The 25,894-nt window shown below is 39.3% G+C and carries 22 protein-coding genes; 12 read left to right on the plus strand and 10 right to left on the minus strand.

The features are described from left to right. Nucleotides 1-687 precede the first annotated feature (687 nt). Nucleotides 688-2,199 (plus strand): sodium/proline symporter PutP, encoded by a 1,512-nt coding sequence (gene putP / locus DCO44_RS08220; protein WP_116760846.1) that lies wholly within the window; start codon nucleotides 688-690, stop codon nucleotides 2,197-2,199. Nucleotides 2,200-2,244: 45 nt separating this feature from the next. Here the strand turns inward: putP and DCO44_RS08225 are convergent, their stop codons facing one another. Further along, nucleotides 2,245-2,736 (minus strand): Lrp/AsnC ligand binding domain-containing protein, encoded by a 492-nt coding sequence (locus DCO44_RS08225; protein ID WP_116760848.1) that lies wholly within the window; start codon nucleotides 2,734-2,736, stop codon nucleotides 2,245-2,247. Nucleotides 2,737-2,854: 118 nt separating this feature from the next. Between DCO44_RS08225 and putA the strand changes: the two genes are divergently transcribed. The 3 genes from putA to DCO44_RS08240 all read left to right on the plus strand — a co-directional run bounded on the left by putA (nucleotide 2,855) and on the right by DCO44_RS08240 (nucleotide 8,375). Then, nucleotides 2,855-6,604, plus strand: coding sequence for a trifunctional transcriptional regulator/proline dehydrogenase/L-glutamate gamma-semialdehyde dehydrogenase (gene putA, locus DCO44_RS08230; RefSeq protein ID WP_116760850.1), 3,750 nt, complete (start codon nucleotides 2,855-2,857; stop codon nucleotides 6,602-6,604). Nucleotides 6,605-6,825: 221 nt separating this feature from the next. Next, on the plus strand, nucleotides 6,826-7,908 hold the full coding sequence (gene trmA, locus DCO44_RS08235; RefSeq protein WP_116760852.1) for a tRNA (uridine(54)-C5)-methyltransferase TrmA: 1,083 nt from the start codon (nucleotides 6,826-6,828) through the stop codon (nucleotides 7,906-7,908). 239 nt (nucleotides 7,909-8,147) lie between these two features. Next, entirely contained in the window at nucleotides 8,148-8,375 is a 228-nt protein-coding gene (locus tag DCO44_RS08240; protein WP_026441170.1) for a hypothetical protein, read from the plus strand. A gap of 60 nt (nucleotides 8,376-8,435) precedes the next feature. Here the strand turns inward: DCO44_RS08240 and DCO44_RS08245 are convergent, their stop codons facing one another. Further along, nucleotides 8,436-9,161, minus strand: a complete 726-nt coding sequence (locus DCO44_RS08245) for a phosphodiester glycosidase family protein (RefSeq protein WP_213066315.1) — start codon at nucleotides 9,159-9,161, stop codon at nucleotides 8,436-8,438. Nucleotides 9,162-9,332: 171 nt separating this feature from the next. Here DCO44_RS08245 and DCO44_RS08250 point away from each other — a divergent pair, with 171 nt between their 5' ends. Next, nucleotides 9,333-9,869 (plus strand): lecithin retinol acyltransferase family protein, encoded by a 537-nt coding sequence (locus DCO44_RS08250; RefSeq protein ID WP_116760856.1) that lies wholly within the window; start codon nucleotides 9,333-9,335, stop codon nucleotides 9,867-9,869. A 143-nt stretch (nucleotides 9,870-10,012) separates the two neighbouring features. Here the strand turns inward: DCO44_RS08250 and DCO44_RS08255 are convergent, their stop codons facing one another. Beyond that, nucleotides 10,013-11,737 (minus strand): glutamine--tRNA ligase/YqeY domain fusion protein, encoded by a 1,725-nt coding sequence (locus DCO44_RS08255; protein ID WP_116760858.1) that lies wholly within the window; start codon nucleotides 11,735-11,737, stop codon nucleotides 10,013-10,015. A 167-nt stretch (nucleotides 11,738-11,904) separates the two neighbouring features. On the opposite strand from DCO44_RS08255, the gene DCO44_RS08260 reads away from it, so the two are divergent. Beyond that, nucleotides 11,905-12,414, plus strand: a complete 510-nt coding sequence (locus DCO44_RS08260; RefSeq protein ID WP_116760860.1) for a peptidylprolyl isomerase — start codon at nucleotides 11,905-11,907, stop codon at nucleotides 12,412-12,414. Nucleotides 12,415-12,501: 87 nt separating this feature from the next. Continuing rightward, nucleotides 12,502-13,221 (plus strand): UDP-2,3-diacylglucosamine diphosphatase, encoded by a 720-nt coding sequence (locus DCO44_RS08265; RefSeq protein ID WP_116760862.1) that lies wholly within the window; start codon nucleotides 12,502-12,504, stop codon nucleotides 13,219-13,221. 64 nt (nucleotides 13,222-13,285) lie between these two features. Here the strand turns inward: DCO44_RS08265 and hpaI are convergent, their stop codons facing one another. After that, on the minus strand, nucleotides 13,286-14,083 hold the full coding sequence (gene hpaI / locus DCO44_RS08270) for a 4-hydroxy-2-oxoheptanedioate aldolase (protein WP_116760864.1): 798 nt from the start codon (nucleotides 14,081-14,083) through the stop codon (nucleotides 13,286-13,288). Between the two features lie 245 nt (nucleotides 14,084-14,328). Between hpaI and nfsB the strand changes: the two genes are divergently transcribed. Beyond that, on the plus strand, nucleotides 14,329-14,982 hold the full coding sequence (gene nfsB / locus DCO44_RS08275) for an oxygen-insensitive NAD(P)H nitroreductase (protein ID WP_116760866.1): 654 nt from the start codon (nucleotides 14,329-14,331) through the stop codon (nucleotides 14,980-14,982). 292 nt (nucleotides 14,983-15,274) lie between these two features. Here the strand turns inward: nfsB and DCO44_RS08280 are convergent, their stop codons facing one another. From DCO44_RS08280 to DCO44_RS08295, 4 genes are all read right to left on the minus strand, one after another. Beyond that, a complete protein-coding gene (locus DCO44_RS08280; RefSeq protein ID WP_116760868.1) occupies nucleotides 15,275-16,138 on the minus strand; it encodes an EamA family transporter in 864 nt (287 codons plus the stop codon). 87 nt (nucleotides 16,139-16,225) lie between these two features. After that, nucleotides 16,226-17,263, minus strand: coding sequence for a class II fructose-bisphosphate aldolase (gene fba, locus DCO44_RS08285; protein ID WP_116760870.1), 1,038 nt, complete (start codon nucleotides 17,261-17,263; stop codon nucleotides 16,226-16,228). Nucleotides 17,264-17,383: 120 nt separating this feature from the next. Then, the gene (locus tag DCO44_RS08290; protein ID WP_116760872.1) at nucleotides 17,384-17,644 is read right to left on the minus strand and encodes a hypothetical protein; all 261 of its coding nucleotides are present in this window, start codon (nucleotides 17,642-17,644) and stop codon (nucleotides 17,384-17,386) included. Nucleotides 17,645-17,787: 143 nt separating this feature from the next. Beyond that, nucleotides 17,788-18,975, minus strand: coding sequence for a phosphoglycerate kinase (locus DCO44_RS08295; RefSeq protein WP_116760875.1), 1,188 nt, complete (start codon nucleotides 18,973-18,975; stop codon nucleotides 17,788-17,790). Nucleotides 18,976-19,112: 137 nt separating this feature from the next. Here DCO44_RS08295 and DCO44_RS08300 point away from each other — a divergent pair, with 137 nt between their 5' ends. From DCO44_RS08300 to DCO44_RS08310, 3 genes are read left to right on the plus strand one after another with little or no spacing between them, the layout of a single operon-like run. Further along, nucleotides 19,113-19,496: a DUF2237 family protein gene (locus tag DCO44_RS08300; RefSeq protein ID WP_116760877.1), complete on the plus strand. Its 384-nt coding sequence runs from the start codon at nucleotides 19,113-19,115 to the stop codon at nucleotides 19,494-19,496. Then, nucleotides 19,496-20,086, plus strand: a complete 591-nt coding sequence (locus DCO44_RS08305; RefSeq protein ID WP_116760879.1) for a Maf family protein — start codon at nucleotides 19,496-19,498, stop codon at nucleotides 20,084-20,086. The genes DCO44_RS08300 and DCO44_RS08305 overlap by 1 nt, the downstream gene beginning before the upstream one ends. 15 nt (nucleotides 20,087-20,101) lie before the next feature. Continuing rightward, complete coding sequence (locus tag DCO44_RS08310; RefSeq protein WP_116760881.1) at nucleotides 20,102-21,268, plus strand: cupin domain-containing protein; 1,167 nt, start codon at nucleotides 20,102-20,104, stop codon at nucleotides 21,266-21,268. 52 nt (nucleotides 21,269-21,320) lie between these two features. On the opposite strand, the gene DCO44_RS08315 is transcribed toward DCO44_RS08310, so the two are convergent. After that, complete coding sequence (locus tag DCO44_RS08315; protein ID WP_416224522.1) at nucleotides 21,321-23,204, minus strand: 7TM diverse intracellular signaling domain-containing protein; 1,884 nt, start codon at nucleotides 23,202-23,204, stop codon at nucleotides 21,321-21,323. Next, nucleotides 23,201-23,890: a response regulator gene (locus DCO44_RS08320; protein WP_116760883.1), complete on the minus strand. Its 690-nt coding sequence runs from the start codon at nucleotides 23,888-23,890 to the stop codon at nucleotides 23,201-23,203. Before DCO44_RS08320 ends, DCO44_RS08315 begins: the two co-directional genes overlap by 4 nt. 315 nt (nucleotides 23,891-24,205) lie before the next feature. Here DCO44_RS08320 and DCO44_RS08325 point away from each other — a divergent pair, with 315 nt between their 5' ends. Next, entirely contained in the window at nucleotides 24,206-25,876 is a 1,671-nt protein-coding gene (locus DCO44_RS08325; protein ID WP_116760885.1) for an FMN-binding glutamate synthase family protein, read from the plus strand. Nucleotides 25,877-25,894: the final 18 nt, after the last annotated feature.

Raw genomic sequence — 25,894 nt, forward strand, 5'->3', positions numbered from 1 at the left:
GTCTCTTGTCCAACAGGACATTTGATATTCACTTTTATAAATTTACATCAGCAACTCGAAAAAAGTGCCATACAAATATTGTGTTAAAACTAGGTTTTTACTTCTATAAACGAAAACCAGATGAATAATTTTCTTCATCCTGTTTCTTTGTGACATTGAAGCCAAGTGATCACAAAAATTTAATAGAATAATTATACAAATGTAGAATATAGAAGAATAAAATCTAACCTTGCTAAATTTATTTGAAAAATATAGCAATATCTAAATTGCTCTAAAAATCTTAATTTTTAAATTTCATGACTTCTTTGCTGCAAAAGCAAGAGTCAATTAAAGCTATCTAACTAATATTTCTTATAAATAGAGCTAAAGCTTATTGTTATCTTATGTAAACAAAATCATTTTTTTGCGGAAATTGCATCTCTATAGATTAAATTACCATCAAATATGGTGAATAATCATCTTTTTAAAGCATTCATTCTTTTAAAAAGCCCATTTTACATATGCTCAGTATAATTTTTTGTCATTTTTAGTTTTGTAACTAAAATTACATTTCGCTACATAAAATGACTATAAACACCCTAGAAATGTAACAGTAAGTAATTTTGCTTTTATGATTGAATCACCTCCTCGCTATTGCAGCTCAAAAAATCATCTTGGATTGATGGTTTGAAGACAAAGGATGGGCATATGAGTCAAGTGAACCCTACATTAATCACCTTTATTTTTTACATTATCGCAATGGTCGGTATTGGCCTATATGCTTATAAGGCAACTTCAGATTTCTCTGACTACATTTTGGGTGGACGTAGTCTTGGAAGCGTTGTAACTGCACTTTCTGCAGGTGCATCGGACATGAGTGGTTGGTTACTCATGGGTTTGCCAGGAGCAATTTATCTCTCTGGTCTTTCTGAAGCATGGATTGCTATTGGTCTAATTATCGGTGCATGGCTAAACTGGCTTTTAGTGGCAGGACGTTTACGTGTTCACACTGAATTTCAAAATAATGCACTCACTTTACCAGATTATTTCACTGGTCGTTTCGGCGACAAAAAACGTGTATTACGTATTATTTCCGCATTGGTAATTCTAATCTTCTTTGCTATTTACTGTGCTTCAGGTATGGTTGCTGGCGCACGCTTATTCGAAAGTTTATTTGGATGGGACTACTCTACTGCCCTTTGGATTGGTGCACTCGCAACAATTTCATATGTATGTATTGGTGGGTTCCTTGCAGTAAGTTGGACGGATACCTTCCAAGCAGGCTTAATGATTTTTGCATTATTGTTAATGCCAATGATTGCTTACCTTGCTATTGACGACCATAGTCAACAGTTTGGTGTATTGCTTGAAGCTGCTCGCCCGCAAGCGTGGAATATGCTTGAAGGTTTGAGTACCGTTGCCATTCTATCTTCAATGGCATGGGGTTTAGGCTATTTTGGGCAACCGCATATTCTGGTACGCTTTATGGCAGCCGATTCTGTAAAAACCATTCCAGCGGCACGTCGTATTGGTATGGCTTGGATGATTTTATGTCTTGGTGGTGCAGTAGGTACTGGCTTTATCGGTATCGCTTACTTCCAGCAACATCCAGAACTTGCAGCCGTTGTTTCTCAGAACCCAGAAACAATCTTCATGGAGTTAAATAAAATTTTATTTAATCCATGGGTGGCGGGTATTATTCTTGCCGCAATTCTTTCTGCTGTTATGAGTACTTTAAGCTGTCAGCTTTTAGTTTGCTCTAGTACGTTAACTGAAGATTTGTACAAAGTATTCATCCGTAAAAATGCAACGCAAAATGAATTGGTTTGGGTTGGTCGTTTGATGGTTGTCGGTATTTCCATCCTTGCAATTATTCTTGCTCAAAACCCAGACAGTAAAGTTTTAGGTTTAGTGGCTTATGCTTGGGCGGGTTTTGGTGCTGCATTTGGTCCATTGATTATCTTATCTTTGTTCTGGAAGCGTATGACGCTAAACAGTGCAATCGTGGGTATTCTTGTCGGTGCAATTACCGTAATCGTATGGAAGAATACAATGGGTGACACTGGCTTGTATGAAATTATTCCAGGCTTCATTCTATCTTTCATCAGCATTATCGTTGTTAGCCTTCTTGGCAAAGCACCTGAGCAAGAAGTTATTGAACGTTTTGAAAAAGCAGATGCCTTTTACAAAAGTGAAATGGCAGAGTTGAAGAATAAATAATTCTTTACCAAGTTAAAAATAAAGGGGCTTAATGCCCCTTTATTTTTATCTACTCTTTTTAATTTTCAGGTTAAGCTTGGCGCTTTCTTTAATAACTTCCATAACAGGATAGCTTCTGGTTTCTTTAATTCCTGGCAGTTGCCAAAGCACCTGCCCTGAAATTTTACGGAACTCTTCCATACTGGCGCAGCGAATCTTTACAACAAAATCAAATCCACCACTGGTCATGTGACATTCGACAATTTCTGGATACTGCATCACAGCCTCGCAGAACTCATCCAATACATTTGGTGTAGTTTTATCGAGTAAAATTTCCACAAAGACCACAAAATTTGAGTTCAGCATCGTTGCATTTAACTTGGCTTCGTATCCGAGGATAAAACCATCTTTGGTTAACTTTTGCACCCGCGCCAATACTGCCGTTGGTGATAAGTTCACTTCTTCTGCCAATTTAATATTCGATATACGTCCATCATTTTGCAGAATATCTAAAATTTTAATATCCGTTCGATCAAGCGATAAAATTTGGCTAGACATCTGAATTAATCTCTAAAAATAAAGGAAAGTATAGTGAGTTATTCGGGTTTATTTCTGTGATCATTAATTATATACGGCAATTCGCTTAACTCAATCTTTTCAATCACAGGAAGTTGGCATGAATACGATCATCTCCCCAAACGATGAAACGACATCTCGTCAAGACTATATTACGCTTTTCAAAGAAAAGACGGCTTATGAAACAGAGATTAACACTGCTTGGCGCCGTGCCGAATCTGAATGTGTTGAAAATCTACTTGAGCATAGCAAAATTTCAGATGAATTGAATACACGTATTCAGGACTTAGCTTTTAACCTTGCACACACGTTACGTGAGCGTAAAAGCTCTGCGGGTAAAGCAGGTATCGTACAAGGATTATTACAAGAGTTTTCTTTATCTTCTCAAGAAGGTATTGCGCTTATGTGTCTTGCTGAAGCGTTATTACGTATTCCTGATACTGCAACACGTGATTTACTCATCCGTGACAAAATTAACCAAGGTAACTGGAAAGATCACATTGGTCAAAGCAACCTAATGTTCGTTAATGCCGCTGCGTGGGGCTTAATGTTAACAGGTATGCTGATGGAAACACCGAAGCAAGCCAGTCTTTCGAGTATGCTGACTGGCTTAATTGCACGTAGTGGTCGTGGCGTAATCCGTAAAGCAGTAGACGTTGCTATGCGTATGATGGGTGAACAGTTCGTTACTGGCGAAACCATCAAAGAAGCATTAAGCAACGCTGAACGTCTGGAAGATAAAGGTTTCCGTTATTCATACGATATGCTAGGTGAAGCTGCATTAACAGATCACGATGCAGAACGTTATTTCGATGACTACACCAACGCAATTCATGCAATTGGTCAAGCATCAACAGATAAAGACGTTTATAGCGGCCCGGGTATTTCTATTAAGCTTTCTGCTTTACACCCGCGTTACCAACGTTCACAGACTGAACGTGTACATAACGAACTTTATAGCAAAGTTTTGGAATTGGCTCGTTTAGCGAAAAACTACAATATTGGTTTAAACATTGATGCTGAAGAGTCTGAGCGTTTAGAGCTTTCTCTTGAACTATTAGAGCGTCTTTGCTTCGAACCAGAACTGGCGGATTGGAAAGGTATCGGCTTTGTTATTCAAGCGTACCAAAAACGTTGCTTCTACGTTGTAGACTATGTGGTTGATCTTGCTAAGCGTAGCAACAAGCGTCTGATGATCCGTTTGGTGAAAGGTGCTTATTGGGACAGCGAAATCAAGAAAGCGCAAATTGAAGGTATGACGGATTACCCTGTATTTACGCGTAAAGTACATACAGACTTGTCGTATATCGCATGTGCGAGAAAATTATTGGCTGCACCAGATCAAATTTACCCACAATTTGCGACGCATAATGCTCAAACTGTTGCCACTATTTATGAATTGGCAAAACCTGAACAATATTATGTCGGTCAATACGAATTCCAATGCTTACACGGCATGGGTGAACCTTTATACGAGCAAGTCGTTGGTCCAAAATCTGAAAAGAAATTAGACGTTCCTTGCCGTATTTACGCACCAGTGGGTACGCATGAAACGTTATTGGCTTACTTAGTACGTCGTTTACTTGAAAATGGTGCTAACACATCTTTCGTAAACCGTATTGCCGATAAGAGCTTGAAGATTCAAGACTTGATCGAAAATCCACGCGAAGCAATCTTAACTGCTGCGAAACAAGAACAAGCGGTTGGCTTAAAACATCCTGCTATTCCATTACCAAAGAATTTATATGGTGCATTGCGTCACAACTCTTCAGGCGTCGACTTAGCCAACGACAGCGAATTATTGAGTTTAGACACGACAGTTCAAAACTTAATGTCTCAGCAATGGGCTGCTCAATCAATGGGTCCTAGTTTAGCTGAAATTGCTGCGTCTGCTGAAGTTGCTGTAATCAACCCTGCTGTCCATACAGACAAAGTTGGTAGCGTAAAAGAAGCTTCTGTTGAACATGTGAATCTTGCGCTGACAAATGCTACAAATGCACAAGCTGCTTGGGTCAATACGCCAAAAAATGAACGTGCTGCATGTTTAAACCGTGCTGCCGACATTATGGAAAGCCGTATCCAAGAGCTGATGGTATTGTTATGCCGTGAAAGTGGTAAGACTTATGCCAATGCGATTGCTGAAGTACGTGAAGCGGTAGATTTCTTACGTTACTACGCTGCACAATGCACAAACTTGGCTACAAATGCGCAAATTGAGTCATTAGGCACAGTATTGTGTATTAGCCCATGGAACTTCCCATTGGCAATCTTCAGTGGTCAAATTTCTGCTGCGCTTGTTGCTGGTAACACTGTTATTGCAAAACCAGCTGAACAAACGCCGCTTATTGCTGCTTTAGCCATTCAAATGCTTTGGGAAGCAGGTGTACCAGAAGCGGTTGTACAGTTAATTCCTGGTCGCGGTGAAACTGTTGGTGCACAACTCAGTGCTGACCCACGTATTCAAGGCATTATGTTCACAGGTTCTACTGAAGTTGCGAAAATTCTTCAGAAAACAGTTGCGAAGCGTTTAGGTACAAATGGTCAACCGATTCCGTTAATTGCGGAAACAGGTGGTCAAAATGCCATGATCGTTGATTCATCTGCTTTAACTGAACAAGTGATTCTCGATGTTGTGAACTCGGCTTATGACAGTGCTGGTCAACGTTGTTCTGCATTACGTATCCTTTGCGTACAAGAAGACAATGCTGAAAGCGTGATTCGCATGTTGAAAGGTGCAATGCAACAACTCAATGTAGGTAACCCTGCATTGTTAAAAACTGACATCGGTCCAGTTATTGACGCTGAAGCACAAACCAATATCCAAAACCACATTCAAAAAATGCGTGGTAAAGGCTATGCAGTGCACCAGTTCATGCATAACGACGCTGCTGATACAAGCTTGACTCAAGGTACATTCATTCCACCGACGTTGATTGAATTACCAAACTTAAATGACCTTGAGCGTGAAGTGTTTGGTCCTGTATTGCACGTGATCCGTTACCCACAAGGTAATGTGAAGTCTGTAGTGGATCAAATCAATGCGAAAGGCTACGGCTTAACCATGGGTCTACATACACGTATTGATGAAACCATCAACACTGTCATTAGTCACTCTGAAGTGGGTAACTTGTATATCAACCGCAACATCGTTGGTGCTGTTGTTGGCGTACAACCTTTCGGTGGTGAAGGCCTGTCTGGTACTGGTCCTAAAGCGGGTGGTCCACTTTACTTGTACCGTTTAATGCAAGAATGCAGTGCAAAACAGTTAAGTACACCTTTTGCAGTAGGCAAAGTATTACAGCCTGCTCCAAAAAATGAAGTGTATGAACAGTTTAGCGCTTGGGTGAAACAGCAATTCCCACAAGTGAAATTGCCTCAAGTACCTGCGCTTGCATCTGGTCAAGTCTATGAACTAAACGGTCCTACAGGTGAAAGCAACCAATATACAATTGTTGCACGTCACTGTGTATTGTCTCTTGCCGAACAAGAACAAGACCAATTGGTTCAATTAAATGCAATTTTTGCAGTCGGTAGCCAAGCTGCTGTACTTGCAGACAATGTATTTGCATTGAAACATCTGTCTTCTATGCCTAAAGCGGTAGCACAACAATTCAAAGTGATCCAAAGCATTGCAACGGGTGATTTTGATGCAGTTCTACACCATGGCACAACAACTCAAGTACTTGAGTTACAAGCAACCATCGCTCAACGTTCAGGTGCTATTGTGGGGATTAACCATTTACAGCCTGCGGAACAAAACATTCCAGTTGAACGTCTTGTGATTGAACGTGCGATTAGTATTAACACTGCTGCTGCGGGTGGTAATGCAAGCTTAATGACCTTGAATTAAGGTTTAAAGCATCCTGTTAAAGGGGTATCTTTCCCTTACCAAGCCATTACTGGTCTAATGGCTTGGTTTCTTTTATTTGAGAAAAGCATATTTTCTCTATATTCATCCAACTGTTCCCCAGTTCTTTAGATTTTCATTCGAAGTTGCCGAATTCGCTTAGTCTTCTTCTGCAAACTTTGTTACCATCCCTGTTTTCTACGTTTTATAATTTTTGACTGCATATGACTTCATCTTATCAGCAACAACTTGATGCCAAAGTTGAACGTATTTCTGCACAATTTGCCGAATTCAATCCTCCTTCACTTGCTGTATTTGCATCTCCAGAACAACATTTTCGTATGCGTGCAGAATTTCGTATTTGGCATACAGATGAAGATATGTTCTATGCGATGTTTGAGCGCGACGAACAACAACAAAAACAAGTCATTCGTATTGATGAATTCCCAATTGCTGATGCCAGCATTAATCAACTGATGCCTGTGCTTTTGGCAGAACTAAAAAGTCACGATACCCTTTCAAAACGTTTATTTGAAGTTCATTTTTTAGCGACTTTAAAAGGTGAAATGCTTGTTTCACTGATTTATCGCTGCCCACTTGACGAACAATGGCAAACTCTAGCCAAACAGCTTGCGGAAAAACTTAAGATTAAAATTATTGGTCGTAGTCGTGGTCAAAAGGTTGTGCTTTCTGATGAATTTGTGGTCGAGGAACTACAAGTTTCCGAGCGTAAATATCAGTACAAACAAATCGAAAGCAGCTTTACCCAACCCAATGCTCAAGTCTGCCAAAAGATGTTAGAATGGGCGTGTAATGCAGCAAAAGAATCTACAAAAGACTTATTAGAACTGTATTGTGGTAATGGGAACTTCACCCTACCGCTTTCAACGCATTTTAACCGTGTTTTAGCAACTGAATTGGCAAAATCATCGGTATATGCAGCCCAATGGAATATTGAACAAAATAACATTGATAACATCCAAGTAGCGCGACTTTCTGCTGAAGAGTTTACCCAAGCCTACAATGGCGAACGTGAATTTAGACGCTTACAAGAAGCACAAATTGATATTAGCAGTTATGATTTTGATACGGTGTTTGTGGATCCACCACGTGCGGGTATTGATGATGAAACGCTCAAATTATTACAGCGCTTTGAGCGAATTATCTATATTTCATGCAACCCAGACACTTTACATGACAATTTGAAGCAACTGACTCAAACCCACAAAGTGACTCAATTTGCCTTGTTTGACCAATTCCCTTATACACATCATGTAGAATCAGGTGTGTTACTAGAAAAATTGTAAAAATTAATTTTACTAAAACATCAAATCCTCAAGTCATTTAAAACAATAACTTGAGGATTTTTATTTGAAATAAAGTAGTTAATTTCACCATATATTTAGACCTGTCATAAAACCGTTAAATCTTGCCATTATGATTGAAATTTTGCGTGTTCAACTGCTGCTTTTATCACTTAGACCATCTTGCATTATTTATAAAATTGGCTATATTTCGTTCTATGTTATTCATGAATGAAGGCTCTATGAGTTTTTGGCAAAAATTGTTTGCTGCACCGCAGCAGTTGAATGAGCATAAAAATCAAATCGCGTGTGTCGAAAATGATTGCTCATGCAAAACAGATGAACAACTGTTAAAGGCTCTTGCTCAAGCCACAGATGACGATGTCATCATTGGCATTAAACGCGTTTTAGCCTCTCGAGGTTATAGCCGCAAAGAGCTAAACGAAATCACCCGTTCACCATTACAGTGATGCCGATTTCGTCATTAAAAAGCATTGGTTTAACCAATGCTTTTTTATTGCTTAATCTTTTTAATCACAATCCTGATCTTCAATATAGGCCAGCATCGGCCCAAACGGACTACTCTGAGTATTGATATCCTTCTTAGCCAGATAAATCGCTGAAATTGAACCATCTAAATATAAAGCCTGTTCTAACTTGAGCTCGTTTTGCATAAAACTGGCCAAAGTATAAAAATTTACAGGCTGCTGAGTGATTACAAAATACAAGCGTTGATTTTTTAGCCCTACTGCATTGCGTTGTTTTAAAGATGTGCCTTGCGGCAAAAAAATGGGGTTAATTTGCCGATTTAGCACCAACATCGGTCCAGACTGCGTCGCATAATCAGCGTTGAATTTCTTCTTGGTATATTGCGAACTACTTAAAATGATCGCCTGTTTACTGTTCCATGCCAGAACACCGTTCGGCTTTAAATAAAAATTTCCCCAACCTCGATGCTGATTCAGTGGAAATGGCTTTTTCTTATTTTCAATATATAAACCTACAGGATGGAACGTGTAATGAAACATACCTGCATTCATTGCAAATAGCATGCCCTCACATGGTGCTAGTTGCATTGGTATATTGGTGAAATAATTAATGGGAGTTTTACGCTCCTGTTGATTTAAAAATAAACGTAGCTTTGCCAGATCATGCACTTCGACCACTGTAAAATTGAGATCATTATATTCACGCGTATAACTTTTAACTTGTGCCTCAGATTGTACCGATAACAAACTGAATAGGAGTATGAACACAAGCTGAATCCTTTGCCTGAATTTTGTATACATACCATCAAACACTCTTTAGCCGCTTATTTTTATTTTATTGCTTTTTGTAGCATTCATATTCAACTATTCACCTATCTCCATCATTCCAAGTAAACTACATGCTAATATACAGCCGTAGTTTATTCGTTTAGTGTAGCAATGCATCAACAGAAAAAACCGTTTCCTATTGGGGCACATTTGGTGGTAAAACACTTCGCCTACTCCCATCATGGGATTTATATTGGGCGTGGACGTGTTATCCATTATTCAGGTTTTGCCCACTTCTATAAAAAGAGACCGATTGAAATTACCACTCTAGCAGAATTCTGTCATGGTAAAAAAATTGATGTCGTCCAATATCAACAACCTAAATATTCAGGTCGCAACGTCGTGCGCCGTATGCGCTCACGTATGAAAGAAAACCACTATCACCTGATTATGAACAATTGTGAACATCTTTGTACTTGGGCAATTACTGGGGTAGAAAGCAGCCCTCAAGTGGTTCGAATGATGAACAGATTAACCACGATTGGTTATGTCAGCTCAATTATGAGTTATATGAACAGTATGCTGCTAACCCTGACTACAACTTGTTTTGCACTTGCGCTTTACATTAAAAAGAAGCTGCGTGATAAAGCAAAAATGCAGAGACAAACTTATTTATTCTTCAAAGATCAGGAACATAAAAATCGTTAAGTTGATGTTTAAAAGTACCATTTTCTAGTTTCAAGCTATTCATCATAATTTAATCCACTCTCAATCTCTATTTCAAAAAGCAATAGACATTAAAAAAGCCCCTCAACTCGCAGTTCAGGGGCTTTTATATTTCAAATCAGGTTTTATTTGCCTGGTTTAAAACTGTCTTTTAAATCTAAGATACGGTTAAACACTGGCTTTTCAACTGTATGGTCATAACGATCTGCCACAAAATAACCTTCACGTTCAAATTGGAAACGTTGTTCAGGCTCTGCTTGTGCCAATGCAGGCTCAATGACTGCTTGTACAACTTGTAATGATTCTGGGTTTAGATTCGCCAAGAAATCATCGGTTGCGTCAGGTGCAGATTCAGTGAATAAACGGTCATAAATACGCACTTCAGCAGGAACACCTTTGTTTGCAGATACCCAGTGAATCACACCTTTCACTTTACGACCTTCAGGATTTTTCCCTAAAGTTTCAGGATCAATTGAACATTTCAGTTCAACTACTTCACCATTTTCATCCTTAACCACTTCGTCACACTTGATCACATAAGCATGACGTAAACGTACTTCACCCTCAGGCACTAAACGCTTAAAGCCTTTCGGTGGAATTTCTTCAAAATCTTTACGGTCAATGTAAATTTCTGAAGTAAGTGGGATAACACGCTCACCCATATCTACATTTGGATGACGTGCATGCACCAAGTCCAAAGCTTCAGGTAAATTCGTTAAAGTGACTTTTAGTGGATTCAGCACCGCCATACCACGACCAGCCGCATTTTCAAGCGATTGACGGATACAGAACTCAAGCATTGCAACATCTACAATACCGTCGGTCTTAGTCACACCTACACGCTTACAGAAATCACGCAAGCCTTCAGCTGTGAAACCACGACGGCGCATACCGACAACTGTTGGCATACGTGGATCGTCCCATCCATTGACATAACCGCCTTCAACCAATTTACGTAATTTACGTTTTGAAGTAATGGTGTAATCAATGTTTAAACGGCTAGATTCGTACTGACGTGGAACTGCTGCTGAATGAACTTTCTCAATCACCCAATCATAGAATGGACGGTGATCTTGGAATTCCAATGTACATAAAGAGTGCGTAATGCCTTCAATTGCATCAGACAATGGATGAGCATAGTCATACATTGGATACATTTTCCATTTGTCACCCGTTTGATGGTGCTCAGAATGCAAAACACGGTAAAGAATTGGATCACGCATATGAACATTTGGAGATGTCATGTCAATTTTGGCACGTAAAACCGCTTCACCTTCTTTCGTTTCACCATTACGCATTTTTTCAAAACGCTCAAGGTTCTCTGCAACAGTAGCATCACGGTAAGGCGAGTTTTTACCCGGTTCAACAAAGCTACCACGATTTAATTTAATTTCTTCTGGCGATTGCAAATCCACATAAGCATCACCTTGTTCAATCAATTGCACCGCCCATGCATATAACTGATCAAAATAACCCGACGCATAACGTGGTTCATCTTTCCATTCAAAACCTAACCATTTTACATCGTTGGCAATACCATCAACATATTCTTGTTCTTCGGCATCAGGGTTCGTATCATCAAAACGAAGATTACAATAACCATCAAATTCTTGTGCGATACCAAAGTTTAGGCAAATCGCTTTTACATGACCAATATGTAAATAACCATTCGGCTCTGGCGGGAAACGCGTTACAACGGTTTGTGTACGCCCAGATGATAAATCGTCAGTAATGACCTGACGTACAAAATCCAAGCCAGGCTGTTGTTCTTGCTGCGCAGCATCGACAGAGGCATGATTACTTGGTGTCGGGTTATTTGGCAGAGATGCAACAACATCATTTGGCTTCATAGTAGATAGATCACTTCTAAAAATAAAAAACAGGATATTTTAAACGCAATTTCAGTATTTTTAACAAAGAAATGTACGTTTTTACTTGCCTTGTAGTTTACAGTTTGCTTATGCTTCTCTCAACCAAAAACCCATGGCTTTTATGTCCATGTTAAGGAGATTACACAATGAGTTTTCCTCAAGTCGAATTAAACACCAATAAAGGTCGTATTGTTCTAGAGCTTAACGCTGAAAAAGCACCTAAAACAGTTGCTAACTTTTTAGAATATGTTCGTGACGGTTTCTATGACGGCGTAATTTTCCACCGTGTGATTGATGGTTTCATGATCCAAGGTGGCGGCATGGACGAAAACTTCAAAGAAAAAGCAACGCGTGACTCAATTGAGAACGAAGCTGACAATGGTTTGAGCAATGATGCTGGTACGATTGCAATGGCACGTACTCAAGCACCTCACTCTGCATCTGCTCAGTTCTTCATTAACGTGAAAAACAACTCTTTCCTTAACCACACTGGTAAAACAGCACAAGGTTGGGGCTATGCAGTATTTGGTAAAGTTACTGAAGGGTTAGATATTGTAGACGCAATCAAAAGCGTACGTACAGGTAACCGTGGTTACCACGCTGACGTTCCTTTAGAAAACGTTGTAATTGAATCTGCAAAAATCATTTCTGAGTAATTAATCTCCCTAAATCCCTCTTTAAAAAAGAGGGACTTCCTCCCTTAGTAAAGGGAGGTTAGGAGGGATTATTTAAAGGATAAAAGTGTGACCTATCTGTTTATATCAGATTTACATTTGTCACCCGATTACCCTCGACTTGTTCGAGGGTTTTTCGCCTTGCTCAAAGAATATCAACACCAGCAAACCCAGCTCTATATTTTAGGGGATTGGTTCAATGCTTGGATTGGTGATGACTATACCGCCCCATGGTTAGATGAAATCGTTACGGCTTTACAACATTTTCATGCCGCAGGTAATCAAGTCTATTTCCAAGTGGGTAATCGTGATTTCGCCTTAGGTCAAAAATTTCTCGATCAGTTTCAGGGTATTTTGTTACCAGACAGCCATGTCTTAGAGATTAACCAACTGAAGTTCCGCCTTGAACATGGCGATGCCTTATGTACTGATGACATCGGCTATCAACGCTTTAAAAAGGTCATTCGCAATCCTCTAGTTCTTAGCTTCCTGCGAAAAACCCCTCTCAGTTTCCGTACCAAACTAGCCAATGGCTTCCGAAAGAAAAGTCATGCTGCTCAGCAGTTTAAAAGCTATGAAGTGATGGATGTCAATCCGCAAGCGGTTGCTCAGGCTTTGGCAAATGTAGATATCTTAATTCATGGTCATACTCATCGTGCTGCCATTCATGAGCAAGAGGGTAAAAAGCGCATCGTGCTAGGAGATTGGAAAGAAGATTCAGCACAAATTCTGGTTATTGATCCCCAACAACAGGACTTAATATTAAAATTAAGTACGTTTAACTACTAAGTATTTAAAACTCTTATTTTTCGCTGCCTTACTTGAACACTATTTTTACGATACATCTTCAAGGTTAATAGCCACCGTCTACTCGCTTTTCCTCACTGCCCTTTTTATACTTCGCCAACAATGCCCTTAAGCCATTCATCAAGACACTGGTATCTACGCCCACCGCGACAAACTCTGTTCCTAATTCGATGTATTTCTGCGTGACTTCATCTGTGGTAGATAAAATCCCTGCGGCTTTTCCTGCTGCACGTATTTTCTGTATTGCTGAAATGACTGCTTTTTGCACCTCTGGATGGTTTGGATCACCTTGATAACCCATCGTTGCAGATAAGTCGACTGCTCCAATAAAGACACCATCAATCCCTTCAACTTTAAGAATTTCATCTAAATGACTTAAGCCTTGTACTGACTCAATTTGAATCAACAAACAAATTTGTTCATGTGCGTGTGCATAATAATCAGGAATACTATTCCAACGCGTTGCTCGAGCCAATGCTGCCCCTACGCCGCGAATTCCTTCTGGTGGATAACGTACGGCTTTTACCATAAGCTCTGCCTGCTCAACGGTTTCCACCATCGGAATTAATAAGGTTTGTGCCCCAATATCTAATAATTGCTTAATTAGTTGCACACTGCCAACGGGTGGACGTACCACTGCTTGTGAAGAATAGGCAGCCATACTTTGCAGTTGTAATAATGTGGTTCTTAAATCACTTGGAGCATGTTCACCATCTATCAGCAACCAGTCGTAACCTGAGTTTGCAACAATCTCGGTTGCATAGGCATCGGCTAAACCGACCCAAAGTCCGATTTGCTGTTGGCTTTTTAATCTTTGCTTAAAATGGTTAATGGTGTCAGGCATCATGATGAGCTAGGTTTAAATGGCATGATGGTGATAAGTAAATCGATTTACAGCGCAAAATACCAATATTGATTTTCGATCTTATCATCGTATTCAACACTTAATCATGCATAATTCTGCGCTTATCTCATAATTGAACAAGCGTTAATAGAACATATATGAACGATGCTTGAATCTGATACATGAAACGATTAATGTGAATATTCCGCTAATAACAGCATCGATTTGACCTCGGAGTGATTTTCATGGATCTTTTGAATATTTCAAAAACTCGTTATACCACTAAGGCTTACGACCCTTCCAAGAAAATTCCACAAGAACAATTTGAACACTTACTCGAAATTTTACGTTTAACACCTTCTTCAATTAATATTCAACCTTGGCATTTCTTTATTGCAGATAACCAAGCAGCCAAAGAACGCATCGCCAAAGCTTTAGTGGGTAAATATGCCTACAACGCACCAAAAGTATTAGATTCATCACATACCATTTTATTTTGCACAAAAGCTGATATTACTGAAGAACATTTAGAAAATTTATTGGCGCAAGATGATGTCAGTGGTCGCTTCAAAGACGCTACTGCAAAACAAGGTCAAAAGGATAGTCGTACAGGTTATGTCGATTATTACCGTAATGAAAAAGGTGATATTCAACGTTGGGCTGAAAATCAAACTTTTATCGCGCTCGGTCAAATTTTACTCGCAGCAGGAATTGAGCATATTGATGCTACCCCTATTGGGGGTTTTGATGAGGATTTATTAACTGAAGAATTACAACTTACTGAAAAAGGCTTAATCCCCTCTGTGCTATTAACACTAGGTTATCGCAGTGAAACTGACTTTAACGCCAAGCTACCAAAATCTCGCCTAAAGAAAGAAGACGTTTTCACCAAGCTGTAAAATTTGCTTGTAATAATCAGGGACAATTGATTTGTCCCTTTTCTATAAAGGAATAAATCTTGCTTAATTAAGATACGAGTTCAACCTAAGCCGAGGTTAGTGATGTCTTTATTTATTCAGCTTCCAATTAAATTTGAATGTAAACACTGTCAACTCACCTATTTTCATGCTTATGCACCATCTGCATTACATAAACCACACTGCCCACAGTGTCATCATACTGGTTTACTCATGGGTGTTGCGGAGGAAAAAGACTTACTTCTCTACTCAATCACGTCGGCTGTTAAATTTATCAAACAATCATGGCATAGGCTAAACAAAGTACACTCATAATTCCCAAGCCCAACCCTAGACTGGTACTGGTTTTAAGTTTTTCCTTAAAGAAAATAAGCCCACTCAAGACACCCAATAACACCACCAAAATATTCATCCCTGCAAATACAATTGCGGGGCTATCTTTAAGTAACATGTGTGCTTTAACGTATAGCGCGATATTGGAAAAATTAAGCACGCCCAAACATAATCCCCAAAAAATGTTTGTAGATGAACCAATCTGCTTTGTAGTTAATACGACATATAAAAGTGAAAAGATAAAGGCACATATAAACATTAAGGTTAAAGCGACCGAGAATTGTACTCCTAAACCCGTCGTGTATTTCAGCAAGATATCCACCAAGGCATAACCCACCCATACACTTGCTAAATAGAACATACCTGATGAACTAGCACTAGCTTGAGTATGGCTGCTACGATGTGAATAAATAATACATAAGACTGCTGTAATACCTAAACCAATCCCGATAAGTTTGAGTATGCCAAACTGCTCATTAAAAATGAAATAAGCAGCACCTAAAGATAAGATGACTGATAAACGTTGTGCGACTTCAGTTTTGACAATACCCGCAGTTTGTAATGACTTAGATAAACATAAAAACACACTCGGTAATAACAAGCCTAGGCTGAGAATAAGCCACCATGGTGTATTACTTAGAGAAACATGGCTTAAATCTGGTTTAAACCAATAGAAACACAAAAGACTCGCAATCGCATAATTCCAGCAAATCATCTGCATAGGATTCAAGCCTTTAGCCTTAGAAACTTTCAGTAGTATTGATACCAAAACGCTGCAAAGTGCTGCCGCAAGGATCAGCTCCATTAGACATCTACCCCATATATTCGTCAGTCATATAAAAAGCCCACATAAATTATGTGGGCTTTTATTTATAAATAATTTGTGGAGCGATTATTTATAACGTTCAACCATGTTCTCTAAAGAAATTGGACGAATCTTGTCAGCATTGCCCGCAGTACCAAATGCTTCATAACGATCGATACAAATTTGTTTCATTGCATCAACAGTTTTTGCGAAGAATTTACGAGGATCGAATTCGCTTGGTTGTTCTGCCATCATACGGCGCATTGCACCTGTCGATGCTAAACGTAAGTCTGTATCGATATTGATTTTACGCACACCATGTTTGATTGCTTCAACCAATTGCTCAACAGGAACACCGTAAGTTTCTTTGATGTCGCCGCCATACTGGTTGATGATCGCTAACCATTCTTGTGGTACAGAGCTTGAACCGTGCATTACAAGATGCGTATTTGGAAGAGCCGCATGAATTTCTTTAATACGGTCAATTGCCAAAATATCGCCTGTAGGTGGACGCGTAAATTTGTACGCACCATGTGAAGTACCAACTGCAATAGCAAGTGCATCGACATTGGTATCTGCAACAAACTGACGTGCTTCTTCAACTGAAGTTAAAAGTTGAGAATGATCGAGAACACCTTCAGCGCCCACACCATCTTCTTCACCCGCCATACCAGTTTCAAGGCTACCTAAACAACCGATTTCACCTTCTACAGAAACACCGCACGCATGCGCCATTTGTACTGTACGACGTGTTACATCAACGTTGTATTCATACGTGGTTGGTGTTTTACCGTCTGCACCTAATGAACCATCCATCATCACTGATGAGAAGCCCAATTGAATTGAACGTTGGCAAACATCTGGATCTGTACCGTGATCTTGATGCATCACCACTGGAATATGTGGCCATTCTTCAATTGCAGCCAAGATAAGGTGACGTAAAAATGGAGCACCTGCGTATTTACGCGCACCCGCTGATGCTTGTACGATAACAGGTGAATTTGTCGCATCTGCTGCAAGCATGATTGCGCGCATTTGTTCTAAGTTGTTTACGTTGAATGCTGGTACGCCGTAAGCATGTTCGCCGGCGTGATCCAAGAGCTGGCGCAATGAAATAAGAGCCATAGTGTCCTCCCAGGTAATGCGACATATTCTACATGGTCATTAATTTCAATTCAGCAATAAATAACACTATTTAAAAAAAATCCCTGCAATTGCAGGGACCTTCTAAGAAAATACGACAATTTATTGAGCAGTGGCCTTTGAAGCTTCAACTTCTGTTGCAGGAGTCGCAGCATCGGCATCTACATTTGCAACTTCTGCAGGCACATCAGTATTCTTTTCATCCATAACTGGCTTATCTAGTGAATCAATTGCAGCTTGTTGCTCTGGAGAAACTTTTTCTTCTACTGCTGCATCTGTTTTCGGTGCTTCATCTTTTTTTGCACAAGCAGTTAAAGCCAATGGTGCGATTAATAAAGCAGCAAGCGTTAATTTTAGGTTCATCACATTATTCCTACAACAGGTGATTTAATAGGCGTGATTTTATTTCAAAGATGTGACAGTTTGATGACCTAAAGATGAATGCAATAAAAAAGGCTGACCGAAGTCAACCTTTTATATTTCATCTCATTCGATGAATTATTTTTTTAAGCACGTTCTAAAAGAACAGCGACTGCTGGAAGTGTTTTACCTTCAACAAATTCAAGGAAAGCACCACCACCCGTTGAGATATAACCAATTTTGTCAGCAACTTCGTATTTATCAATTGCAGCTAAAGTATCGCCACCACCTGCAATTGAGAAACCTTCAGACTCTGCAATCGCTAAAGAAAGCGTTTTAGTGCCTTCACCAAATTGATCAACTTCAAACACGCCTACAGGACCGTTCCAAAGAATTGTTTTTGAAGTTTTTAAAATTTCTGCAAAAGCTTGCGCTGTTTCTGGGCCAACATCCAAAATCATGTCGTTATCAGTAACATCTTCAACTTTTTTCACCACTGCTTTTGCAGCAGCCAATGAACCCAAGAAATCATCAAAGTTAATTTCAGATGCATCAGCAACAACAACATCTGTTGGAAGTGGAACAGATACTTTTGCCGCAATCGCTTTTGCTGTATCGATTAAATCATTTTCACACAATGATTTGCCAACATTGAAGCCTGCTGCCGCCAAGAATGTATTGGCAATACCCCCCCCCACGATCAATTGATCACAAATATCAGAAAGTGAGGTCAACACATCTAACTTAGTCGATACCTTAGAACCTGCAACAATTGCGACCATTGGTTTTTCAGGCGTTTGTAATGCACGACCTAAGGCATCAAGTTCAGCCGCAAGGAGTGGACCTGCTGCTGCAACAGGTGCTAAACGTGCAACACCTTCAGTTGAAGCTTCAGCACGGTGAGCCGTACCAAATGCGTCCATCACAAATACATCACAAAGCGCTGCATATTTTTGCGCCAATTCTGGGTTATTTTTCTTTTCACCGAGGTTAAAACGGCAGTTTTCTAACAGAACCACTTGACCTGCTTGAACTTCAACACCATCAAGATAGTCAGTGACTAACTGAACGTCTTGACCTAGAGCTTCTGTTAAGTATGCTGCAACTGGAGCTAATGATTGTTCAGCTTTTGGCTCACCTTCTACAGGACGACCAAGATGTGAATACACCATGACTGCTGCGCCTTTATCTAATGCGGCTTTGATTGTCGGTAATGCAGCACGTAAACGTGCATCACTGGTAATCACACTATTTTTAACAGGAACGTTTAAGTCTTCACGAATAAGAACTCGTTTACCTGCTAAATCAAGGTCAGTCATACGCTGAAAATTCATGTATAGCTCTCTGAATATATAAAATCGGCACGATTTTAAATGATTATGCAGAAAAAGGTTAGCTTCTTTTGCATAAAAGCTGCCGAAAGCGTTCGTTTTGATTATGATATTGAAAAGCCACAAATTGATTCACTGCTATGTCATTTCATCCAGATCCTAAAATTAACCGCTTAAATGTATTTGGCGAACCCTTAGCCAGTTGTTGTTTTGACCCAATTACAGGTTATTTCCGCAATGGATTTTGCCATACTGCAACGACCGATTTAGGGCAGCACACCCTGTGTGCGCAAATGACTTCTGAGTTTCTAAATTTTTCACAGAAAGTTGGCAATGACTTAATCACCCCTGTACCCGAAGTTGGTTTCCCTGGTTTACAACCTGGCGATTTCTGGTGTATTTGTGTGACACGTTGGGTGGAAGCTTATCAGGCGGGTCAAGCACCTCCTGTTAAAATCCATGCCTGCCATCAAGCCGTTCTTTCTTATGTTCCACTGAATGTATTAATGGATTATGCCATCTGATGAATACCCAAATCATTCTGGCTTCAAGCAGTCAGACACGCAAAGATTTAATGGATCGCTTAAAGATCCAGTATGATTGTGTTGTACCAGATATTGATGAATCACCCCGTGGTGAATTACATGCAGATGATTTGGCTCGTCGTTTAGCCTTTGAAAAAGCCAATGCCATTGCACAGAAACATCCTGACTCGATTGTCATTGGTTCAGACCAAGTGGCTTGGCGTGAAGGTGCCCCAGATATTTTTATTGGTAAACCGCTCTCGGCAGATAAAGCCATTCGTCAGTTACAAGCCAATTCTGACAAAATCGTCTATTTCAGCACTGCACTGAGCGTACAACAACATTCAACTGGATTTGAACAAACACTGGTAGAACACTACAAAGTAAAATTTAGAAAACTGAGTTTGGCAGAGATTGAACGTTATGTCGCCATAGAGCAACCGCTACATTGTGCGGGTAGCTTTAAATGTGAGAGTTTGGGTATTAGTTTATTCGAACAAATGATCGGACACGATCAAACCACATTAATGGGCATGCCGATGATTCAATTGTGCCAAATTCTCCGTCAATTAAATATTTTAGTTCCTTAATTTAGGCTGTAATTTATGTCCCAACCTTTAGATGTTTTAGGCGGCATCACCGCTGAACAGTTTCTTCGCGAATACTGGCAAAAGAAACCTTTACTTGTACGCAATGCTTTACCTGAGATCATCAACATCTTAGAACCGAATGATGTGATGGAACTGGCTTTAGAAGAGCATGTGACTGCACGTTTAATTAAGCAAAAAGATAAAGACCCAAATCAATGGACAGTGAAATCTTCACCTTTAATTAAGGGTGATTTCCAAAAAATGCCGAAACTTTGGACCTTACTGGTTCAAGCCGTCGATCATTACTCTTTTGATTTGGCTGAATTGTGGAAAAAGTTTCCATTTATTCCGCAATGGCGCCGTGATGATATTATGGTGTCCTATGCGCCTAAAGGTGGTTCAGTTGGAAAACACTTTGACTTTTATGATGTGTTCCTTGTGCAAGGCTATGGGCATCGTCGTTGGCAGCTTGGACAAATGTGTGATGCCAATACCGAATTTGTTGCAGGTCAACCTTTAAAATTACTGCCTGAAATGCAGGTTGATTTTGATGAAGTACTTGCGCCTGGCGATTTACTCTATGTCCCACCAGGTTTATCTCATTACGGTGTCGCAGAAGATGACTGTCTCACCTTCTCATTTGGTTTCCGTATGCCAAATATGGCCGATCTGATGGATCGTGTTAGTGACAAGTTTGCTGATAACACTTTTTTAAAAAATCCATTGATTGATATTCAAAGACAACATCCCAATTCAATTGGACAAATCACCAAATCAGAATTGGATTATTTAAAAACCCTGTTACTCGAACGCCTACAGAATTCATCCGAACTGGATAATGCCATTATCAGTTTAATGTCAGAGCCAAAATATCCAGACAATATTCCTGAACCTGATGAAATTGAAGCAGATGACTTACGTGAAATTTTAGATACAGGTTATGAAATTTTACTCGAACCTGCGTCACGTTTATTGTATGCCGAACAAGACCAAGCATTATTGTTCTGGGCAAATGGCGAGCAAATTTGTATTTCTGAAGATTCTAGCAATCTGTTAAAGCAAATTGCAGACGGTCAAATATTGGCCTTTGATCAGCACTTTAATCATGACGAAATTTTAGAAGATTTTGCTCAACTGATGAATGACTCGATTCTGATGCTACTTCCACCAACTGAAGAATAAGTCAACGTTACAAAGGCATTCAATCTCGTTTTGAATGCCTTTTTTAATATTTTTATTGTCTAATTTCCAAAAATGCCTGAACCACCGTTTTACCCTTTTCAGAGCTGACTTGTAATTCAGCACCTACACGTTCTAAACGCATTTTCATACTTCGAATTCCAATGCTCATCCCATTTTGAAAATTGCTCTTCACATCAAAACCAACACCATCATCCTCAATGGTTAAAATCAGTTGGCGTTCATACGGGAATATCATAGAAACAAAGACATGTTTCGCCTGACTATGTTTCACAATATTGGTCAGACTTTCTTCCAAAACCCGAATAAGGGTTAAACACTGTAAAGCATTCGGCACATAGCCCCAATTTTGTGGAAAAGACCATTTAGACTCGATGTCCAATTCATCCATGAGTTGGCTAAAACGGTGACGAACTGGTGCTACCCATAAAATTGGATTTTCAGGAACTCGTGAGCCAAGACTTGACCCACTATCAATGATTTGTCTTAAATCATCCCGCAACAACTTTAAAATAGATAAAAATTGCTGATTACTCATATTGTGCTCCGCCTGATCCACAATAATCATGGAACGCACCAAAGATGAACCTAATCCATCATGTAAATCATGCGAAAGATGAATTCTCTCCTGTAAACGAACATTCTCCAATTCAAGCTTATGTTTTTCATTCATACTGGCATATAAATCTTGACTGACCTGATGCATTTTTTCTTCTAGTCTTACATTGAACTTCTCTACGCGGCGCGTATTTCTGGCTAATTTCACCCCTAAAATAAGCACGACAAAGACCGTAATGATTGGTGATGTATAAGGAGAAAGTGGTTTGATATTTTTATGCAAATTTGAACCTAGAAGTAAGCTGTCAAATAATGCACAAATTAAAATACCAGTAAGACAGAGCAATAAAAATATATACTCTCTTTTCTTAGTTTTAATTGTAATATAAGCCAAATAAAAATAAGTCGATAAAAATAATAAAATATAAAGAATAAAAATATTAATAAAAACTGGGGTGATCCATTGTAGTGGTGTAAAGAAAATAATAATTAATATAATAAACGTGATACCCCAAATACAGCGCTCTAAGCGAGGAAACTCAATACGAATAAATCGAAGCAGATACGTACAGAAACACACCATATAAAGAATAAAAAAACTGAGATTGGCTTGTGCAGAAATCAGATTATTAGGAAATGGTTTAGTTTCTGTCACTAGAATATTGGAAATAAATAGAACCCAAAGTATGCAACTGAGTGCGAACCATGCAAAAGTTGTTTCTGAACGCCTAAAAATCCATATCGAAAAACATAATAGACCTAGCACCAATGAAATAATGATATTGATTTCAAATAAAGTTCGCCTATTCCAAATCTGTTGCCGATGTTGATCATCAGCAGCTTGTACATTATGGAAAGAAATCCCTCCAAGTCCTGCTTTTTGAAAGGCATAACCATTCACATAAATTAAAAACTCATTCTCTCCAGTTTTAAAACTAGATGGTGTTAATACCCAATATCTAGGCATATTCCAGCTTTTCGATAAGGGTTCAACCAAATTTTTATCACGCCAAAGTACGTTACGATTAAAATAAACTGCACCCGCAGAATTAATATATTCAATCGAAAATGCAAAAGATTCACTAAGTGTTCCTGAAGAACAATCAGGTTTCCAAAGTATTTTATACCACGCACCACCATTATAATTTGGCTCATGGATATCCCAATTATCAGGTAACGCTACCTCTTTCCAACCCGATGTAGGAATATGATGAATCGTATTCGTTTTTACAAACTGAATCGGTTGTACTTGAATCGTACAATGCTCATCTATGGAATAATAAGATGATGCTGCGTAAGTCTGCATATGAATGCAAACTAGTGCAAACATACAAAAAATCCGCAGAATCAATTTGGTCATATAATCCCTAAAGTTCTCGCTGCACTTACAGCTTTCGTCCTTTTTGAAACGGAAAGTTTCCGATAAATATGCTTAATATGACTTTCTACCGTATAGCGCGAAACAAATAATTGTTCAGAGATTTCCCGATTACTTAAACCTTGCGCCACCAAATCCAAAATTTCCTTTTCACGATTGGTTAAAGCTTCCATATCAACAGGTAAAGCTTCCTGTTGCTGACTTTTATCATGTGAGTTTTCTTGTACCGCAATTTGGTTCAAAATCTCACGAGCAATAAAAGGGTCAATTGGCGCACCACCACGCAAAATACTACGGATAGCCAACAAGACTTCAGCGTCATCACGCTCTTTTAACACATAACCCGTTGCACCTGCCTTAATGGCAGAGAATAAGCTTGACTGTGTACTCCATGCTGAAATAACCAGAATTAAGGCGCTCGAATCTCTTTCGCGTAACTTCTCAATAAACTCCACGCCATTTCCATCTGGCAAACCCAAGTCTACCAAAGCCAATGAGACCGGAATTTCCTCTATTTTTTCAAATGCTTCTTTAAGATTAGAGACAAAATGTAATGTCTCATTTTCATATCCCAGTTCAGTTAGAATTCTTCTTAGACGGTTTTGTATAATCGGTTCATCTTCCAGAATAACTACTGGCACTGGCAACATTGTTTCATCATTGCTCATGTAACACCCCATTTTTTGGTATGTACTATACTCAAATTTTTAAGATGACTCATATCCCTATATTTGGGTAAATTAAAGCTTTCTCCTTCAATTTAATACTATTCTCCTAAGATACACTCATCGCTTACTTTTTACACAAAAAAACTGTTTATTCGCATAAATTAAATGAAAATAAACATGATTGTTATGTAAGCCACTCGACTTTTTTTAATGATTTATGAGTGAACTTCTAACACAAATAGTTACTTGTACTCATCATCAAATCTTGGCATTGTGAAATGAAATAACCTTCAGGTACAAGGATGAATTATAACTATGCCGAATCCAGCACAAATTGTACGCCACAAATTACTGAACACTTTTTTCTCGCGTCATTCTGTTTGGTTCACTTTTATTTTTATCGCACTTAGCATCACTTGGTTTAGACTCAATTATGCCCCTCATTATATTTATTATTTCCTCTCCGATACGACGCTTAACGTATTATGGTTAGTGAGTACTGTCCTAAGCATTGTCGGCTTATATGATTTATTACAGAATCGGCACTCAATTTTAAAAAACTACCCGATCATGGGACATTTTCGCTTCTTATTTGAAGAGTTCCGACCAGAAATTCGACAATATTTCATTGAATCCGATGAAGATGCTTTGCCTTTTTCAAGAATGCAACGCAGCTTAGTCTATCAACGCGCCAAGAATGAAAACTCAGATAAACCTTTTGGTTCCATCATCGATGTGTATCAGCAAGACTATCGCTTTATGACGCACTCCATTCAACCTTGCCCCCCTGCCGACCCTTCTACATTCCGCATTCAAATCGGGAGTTCACAATGTACTCAACCCTATAATGCTTCTATCATGAATATTTCTGCCATGAGCTTTGGAAGTTTAAGTGCTAATGCCATTCGTGCATTAAACAAAGGAGCACAATTGGGCAACTTTTACCACGATACTGGTGAAGGTAGTCTCAGTCCTTACCACTTAGAATATGGTGGTGATATTGTCTGGGAACTGGGCAGTGGATACTTTGGTTGTCGCACTGAAGATGGTACTTTCGATCCTGTAAAGTTCGCACAGCAGGCTGTTCTTCCCCAAATTAAAATGATTGAGATTAAGCTGTCACAAGGTGCCAAACCAGGGCACGGTGGCATCCTCCCTAAAGATAAAATCTCTGCGGAAATTGCGCAAATCCGTGGTATTCCACGTGATCGTGATTGTATTTCACCTTCTAAACACTCAGCCTTCAATACGCCTATTGAAATGCTACAGTTTATTCAAAAATTACGTGAACTCTCTGGCGGAAAACCCGTAGGATTCAAATTGTGTATCGGTCAACCTTGGCAGTTTATGGGGATAGTCAAAGCGATGCTGCATACGCAAATATTACCTGACTTTATTGTAGTCGATGGTTCCGAAGGTGGGACTGGGGCTGCACCGATTGAATTGATCAATCATATGGGAACACCGCTCCGTGAAGGCGTACTATTCGTACACAACACCTTAGTTGGTGCTGGATTAAGAAAGCAGATCAAGATTGGCGCCAGTGGAAAAATCATCAGTGCTTTTGATATTGCAAGCACAATGGCAATTGGTGCCGATTGGGTTAATTCAGCACGTGGCTTTATGTTCGCAATTGGCTGCATTCAAGCACAGAGTTGTCACACCAACCAGTGCCCCGTAGGTGTTGCAACCCAAGATCAAGACCGCCAAAAGGCAATACATGTGCCTACAAAAGGTGAACGTGTTTTCCATTTCCACAAAAATACCCTACACGCCCTATCCGAAATGATTGCTGCGGCAGGTCTACGCCACCCTTCAGACATTAAAGCTCATCATTTAGCACAACGTATTAATGACCGTGAAATTAAAAACTATGCTCAATTGCATTTTTGGTTGAAAGACGGTGAACTTCTAAACTGCGAAAATAAAGATCAGGAAAACTTTTATTTCCGTATGTGGAATATGGCAAAAAAAGAATATTTCTAATGATAAATGGACTCGGCT

The sequence above is a fragment of the Acinetobacter sp. AM genome, assembly GCF_003105055.1.
Taxonomy (GTDB): Bacteria; Pseudomonadota; Gammaproteobacteria; order Pseudomonadales; family Moraxellaceae; genus Acinetobacter; species Acinetobacter tibetensis.

Bases quoted from the DNA above. Each gene is read 5' to 3' on its own strand.
- putP (WP_116760846.1), top strand. From the start codon at position 688: ATGAGTCAAGTGAACCCTACATTAATCACCTTTATTTTTTACATTATC.
- DCO44_RS08225 (WP_116760848.1), bottom strand. From the start codon at position 2,736: ATGTCTAGCCAAATTTTATCGCTTGATCGAACGGATATTAAAATTTTA.
- putA (WP_116760850.1), top strand. From the start codon at position 2,855: ATGAATACGATCATCTCCCCAAACGATGAAACGACATCTCGTCAAGAC.
- trmA (WP_116760852.1), top strand. From the start codon at position 6,826: ATGACTTCATCTTATCAGCAACAACTTGATGCCAAAGTTGAACGTATT.
- DCO44_RS08240 (WP_026441170.1), top strand. From the start codon at position 8,148: ATGAGTTTTTGGCAAAAATTGTTTGCTGCACCGCAGCAGTTGAATGAG.
- DCO44_RS08250 (WP_116760856.1), top strand. From the start codon at position 9,333: ATGCATCAACAGAAAAAACCGTTTCCTATTGGGGCACATTTGGTGGTA.
- DCO44_RS08255 (WP_116760858.1), bottom strand. From the start codon at position 11,737: ATGAAGCCAAATGATGTTGTTGCATCTCTGCCAAATAACCCGACACCA.
- DCO44_RS08260 (WP_116760860.1), top strand. From the start codon at position 11,905: ATGAGTTTTCCTCAAGTCGAATTAAACACCAATAAAGGTCGTATTGTT.
- hpaI (WP_116760864.1), bottom strand. From the start codon at position 14,083: ATGCCTGACACCATTAACCATTTTAAGCAAAGATTAAAAAGCCAACAG.
- nfsB (WP_116760866.1), top strand. From the start codon at position 14,329: ATGGATCTTTTGAATATTTCAAAAACTCGTTATACCACTAAGGCTTAC.
- DCO44_RS08280 (WP_116760868.1), bottom strand. From the start codon at position 16,138: ATGGAGCTGATCCTTGCGGCAGCACTTTGCAGCGTTTTGGTATCAATA.
- fba (WP_116760870.1), bottom strand. From the start codon at position 17,263: ATGGCTCTTATTTCATTGCGCCAGCTCTTGGATCACGCCGGCGAACAT.
- DCO44_RS08290 (WP_116760872.1), bottom strand. From the start codon at position 17,644: ATGAACCTAAAATTAACGCTTGCTGCTTTATTAATCGCACCATTGGCT.
- DCO44_RS08295 (WP_116760875.1), bottom strand. From the start codon at position 18,975: ATGAATTTTCAGCGTATGACTGACCTTGATTTAGCAGGTAAACGAGTT.
- DCO44_RS08300 (WP_116760877.1), top strand. From the start codon at position 19,113: ATGTCATTTCATCCAGATCCTAAAATTAACCGCTTAAATGTATTTGGC.
- DCO44_RS08305 (WP_116760879.1), top strand. From the start codon at position 19,496: ATGAATACCCAAATCATTCTGGCTTCAAGCAGTCAGACACGCAAAGAT.
- DCO44_RS08310 (WP_116760881.1), top strand. From the start codon at position 20,102: ATGTCCCAACCTTTAGATGTTTTAGGCGGCATCACCGCTGAACAGTTT.
- DCO44_RS08315 (WP_416224522.1), bottom strand. From the start codon at position 23,204: ATGACCAAATTGATTCTGCGGATTTTTTGTATGTTTGCACTAGTTTGC.
- DCO44_RS08320 (WP_116760883.1), bottom strand. From the start codon at position 23,890: ATGAGCAATGATGAAACAATGTTGCCAGTGCCAGTAGTTATTCTGGAA.
- DCO44_RS08325 (WP_116760885.1), top strand. From the start codon at position 24,206: ATGCCGAATCCAGCACAAATTGTACGCCACAAATTACTGAACACTTTT.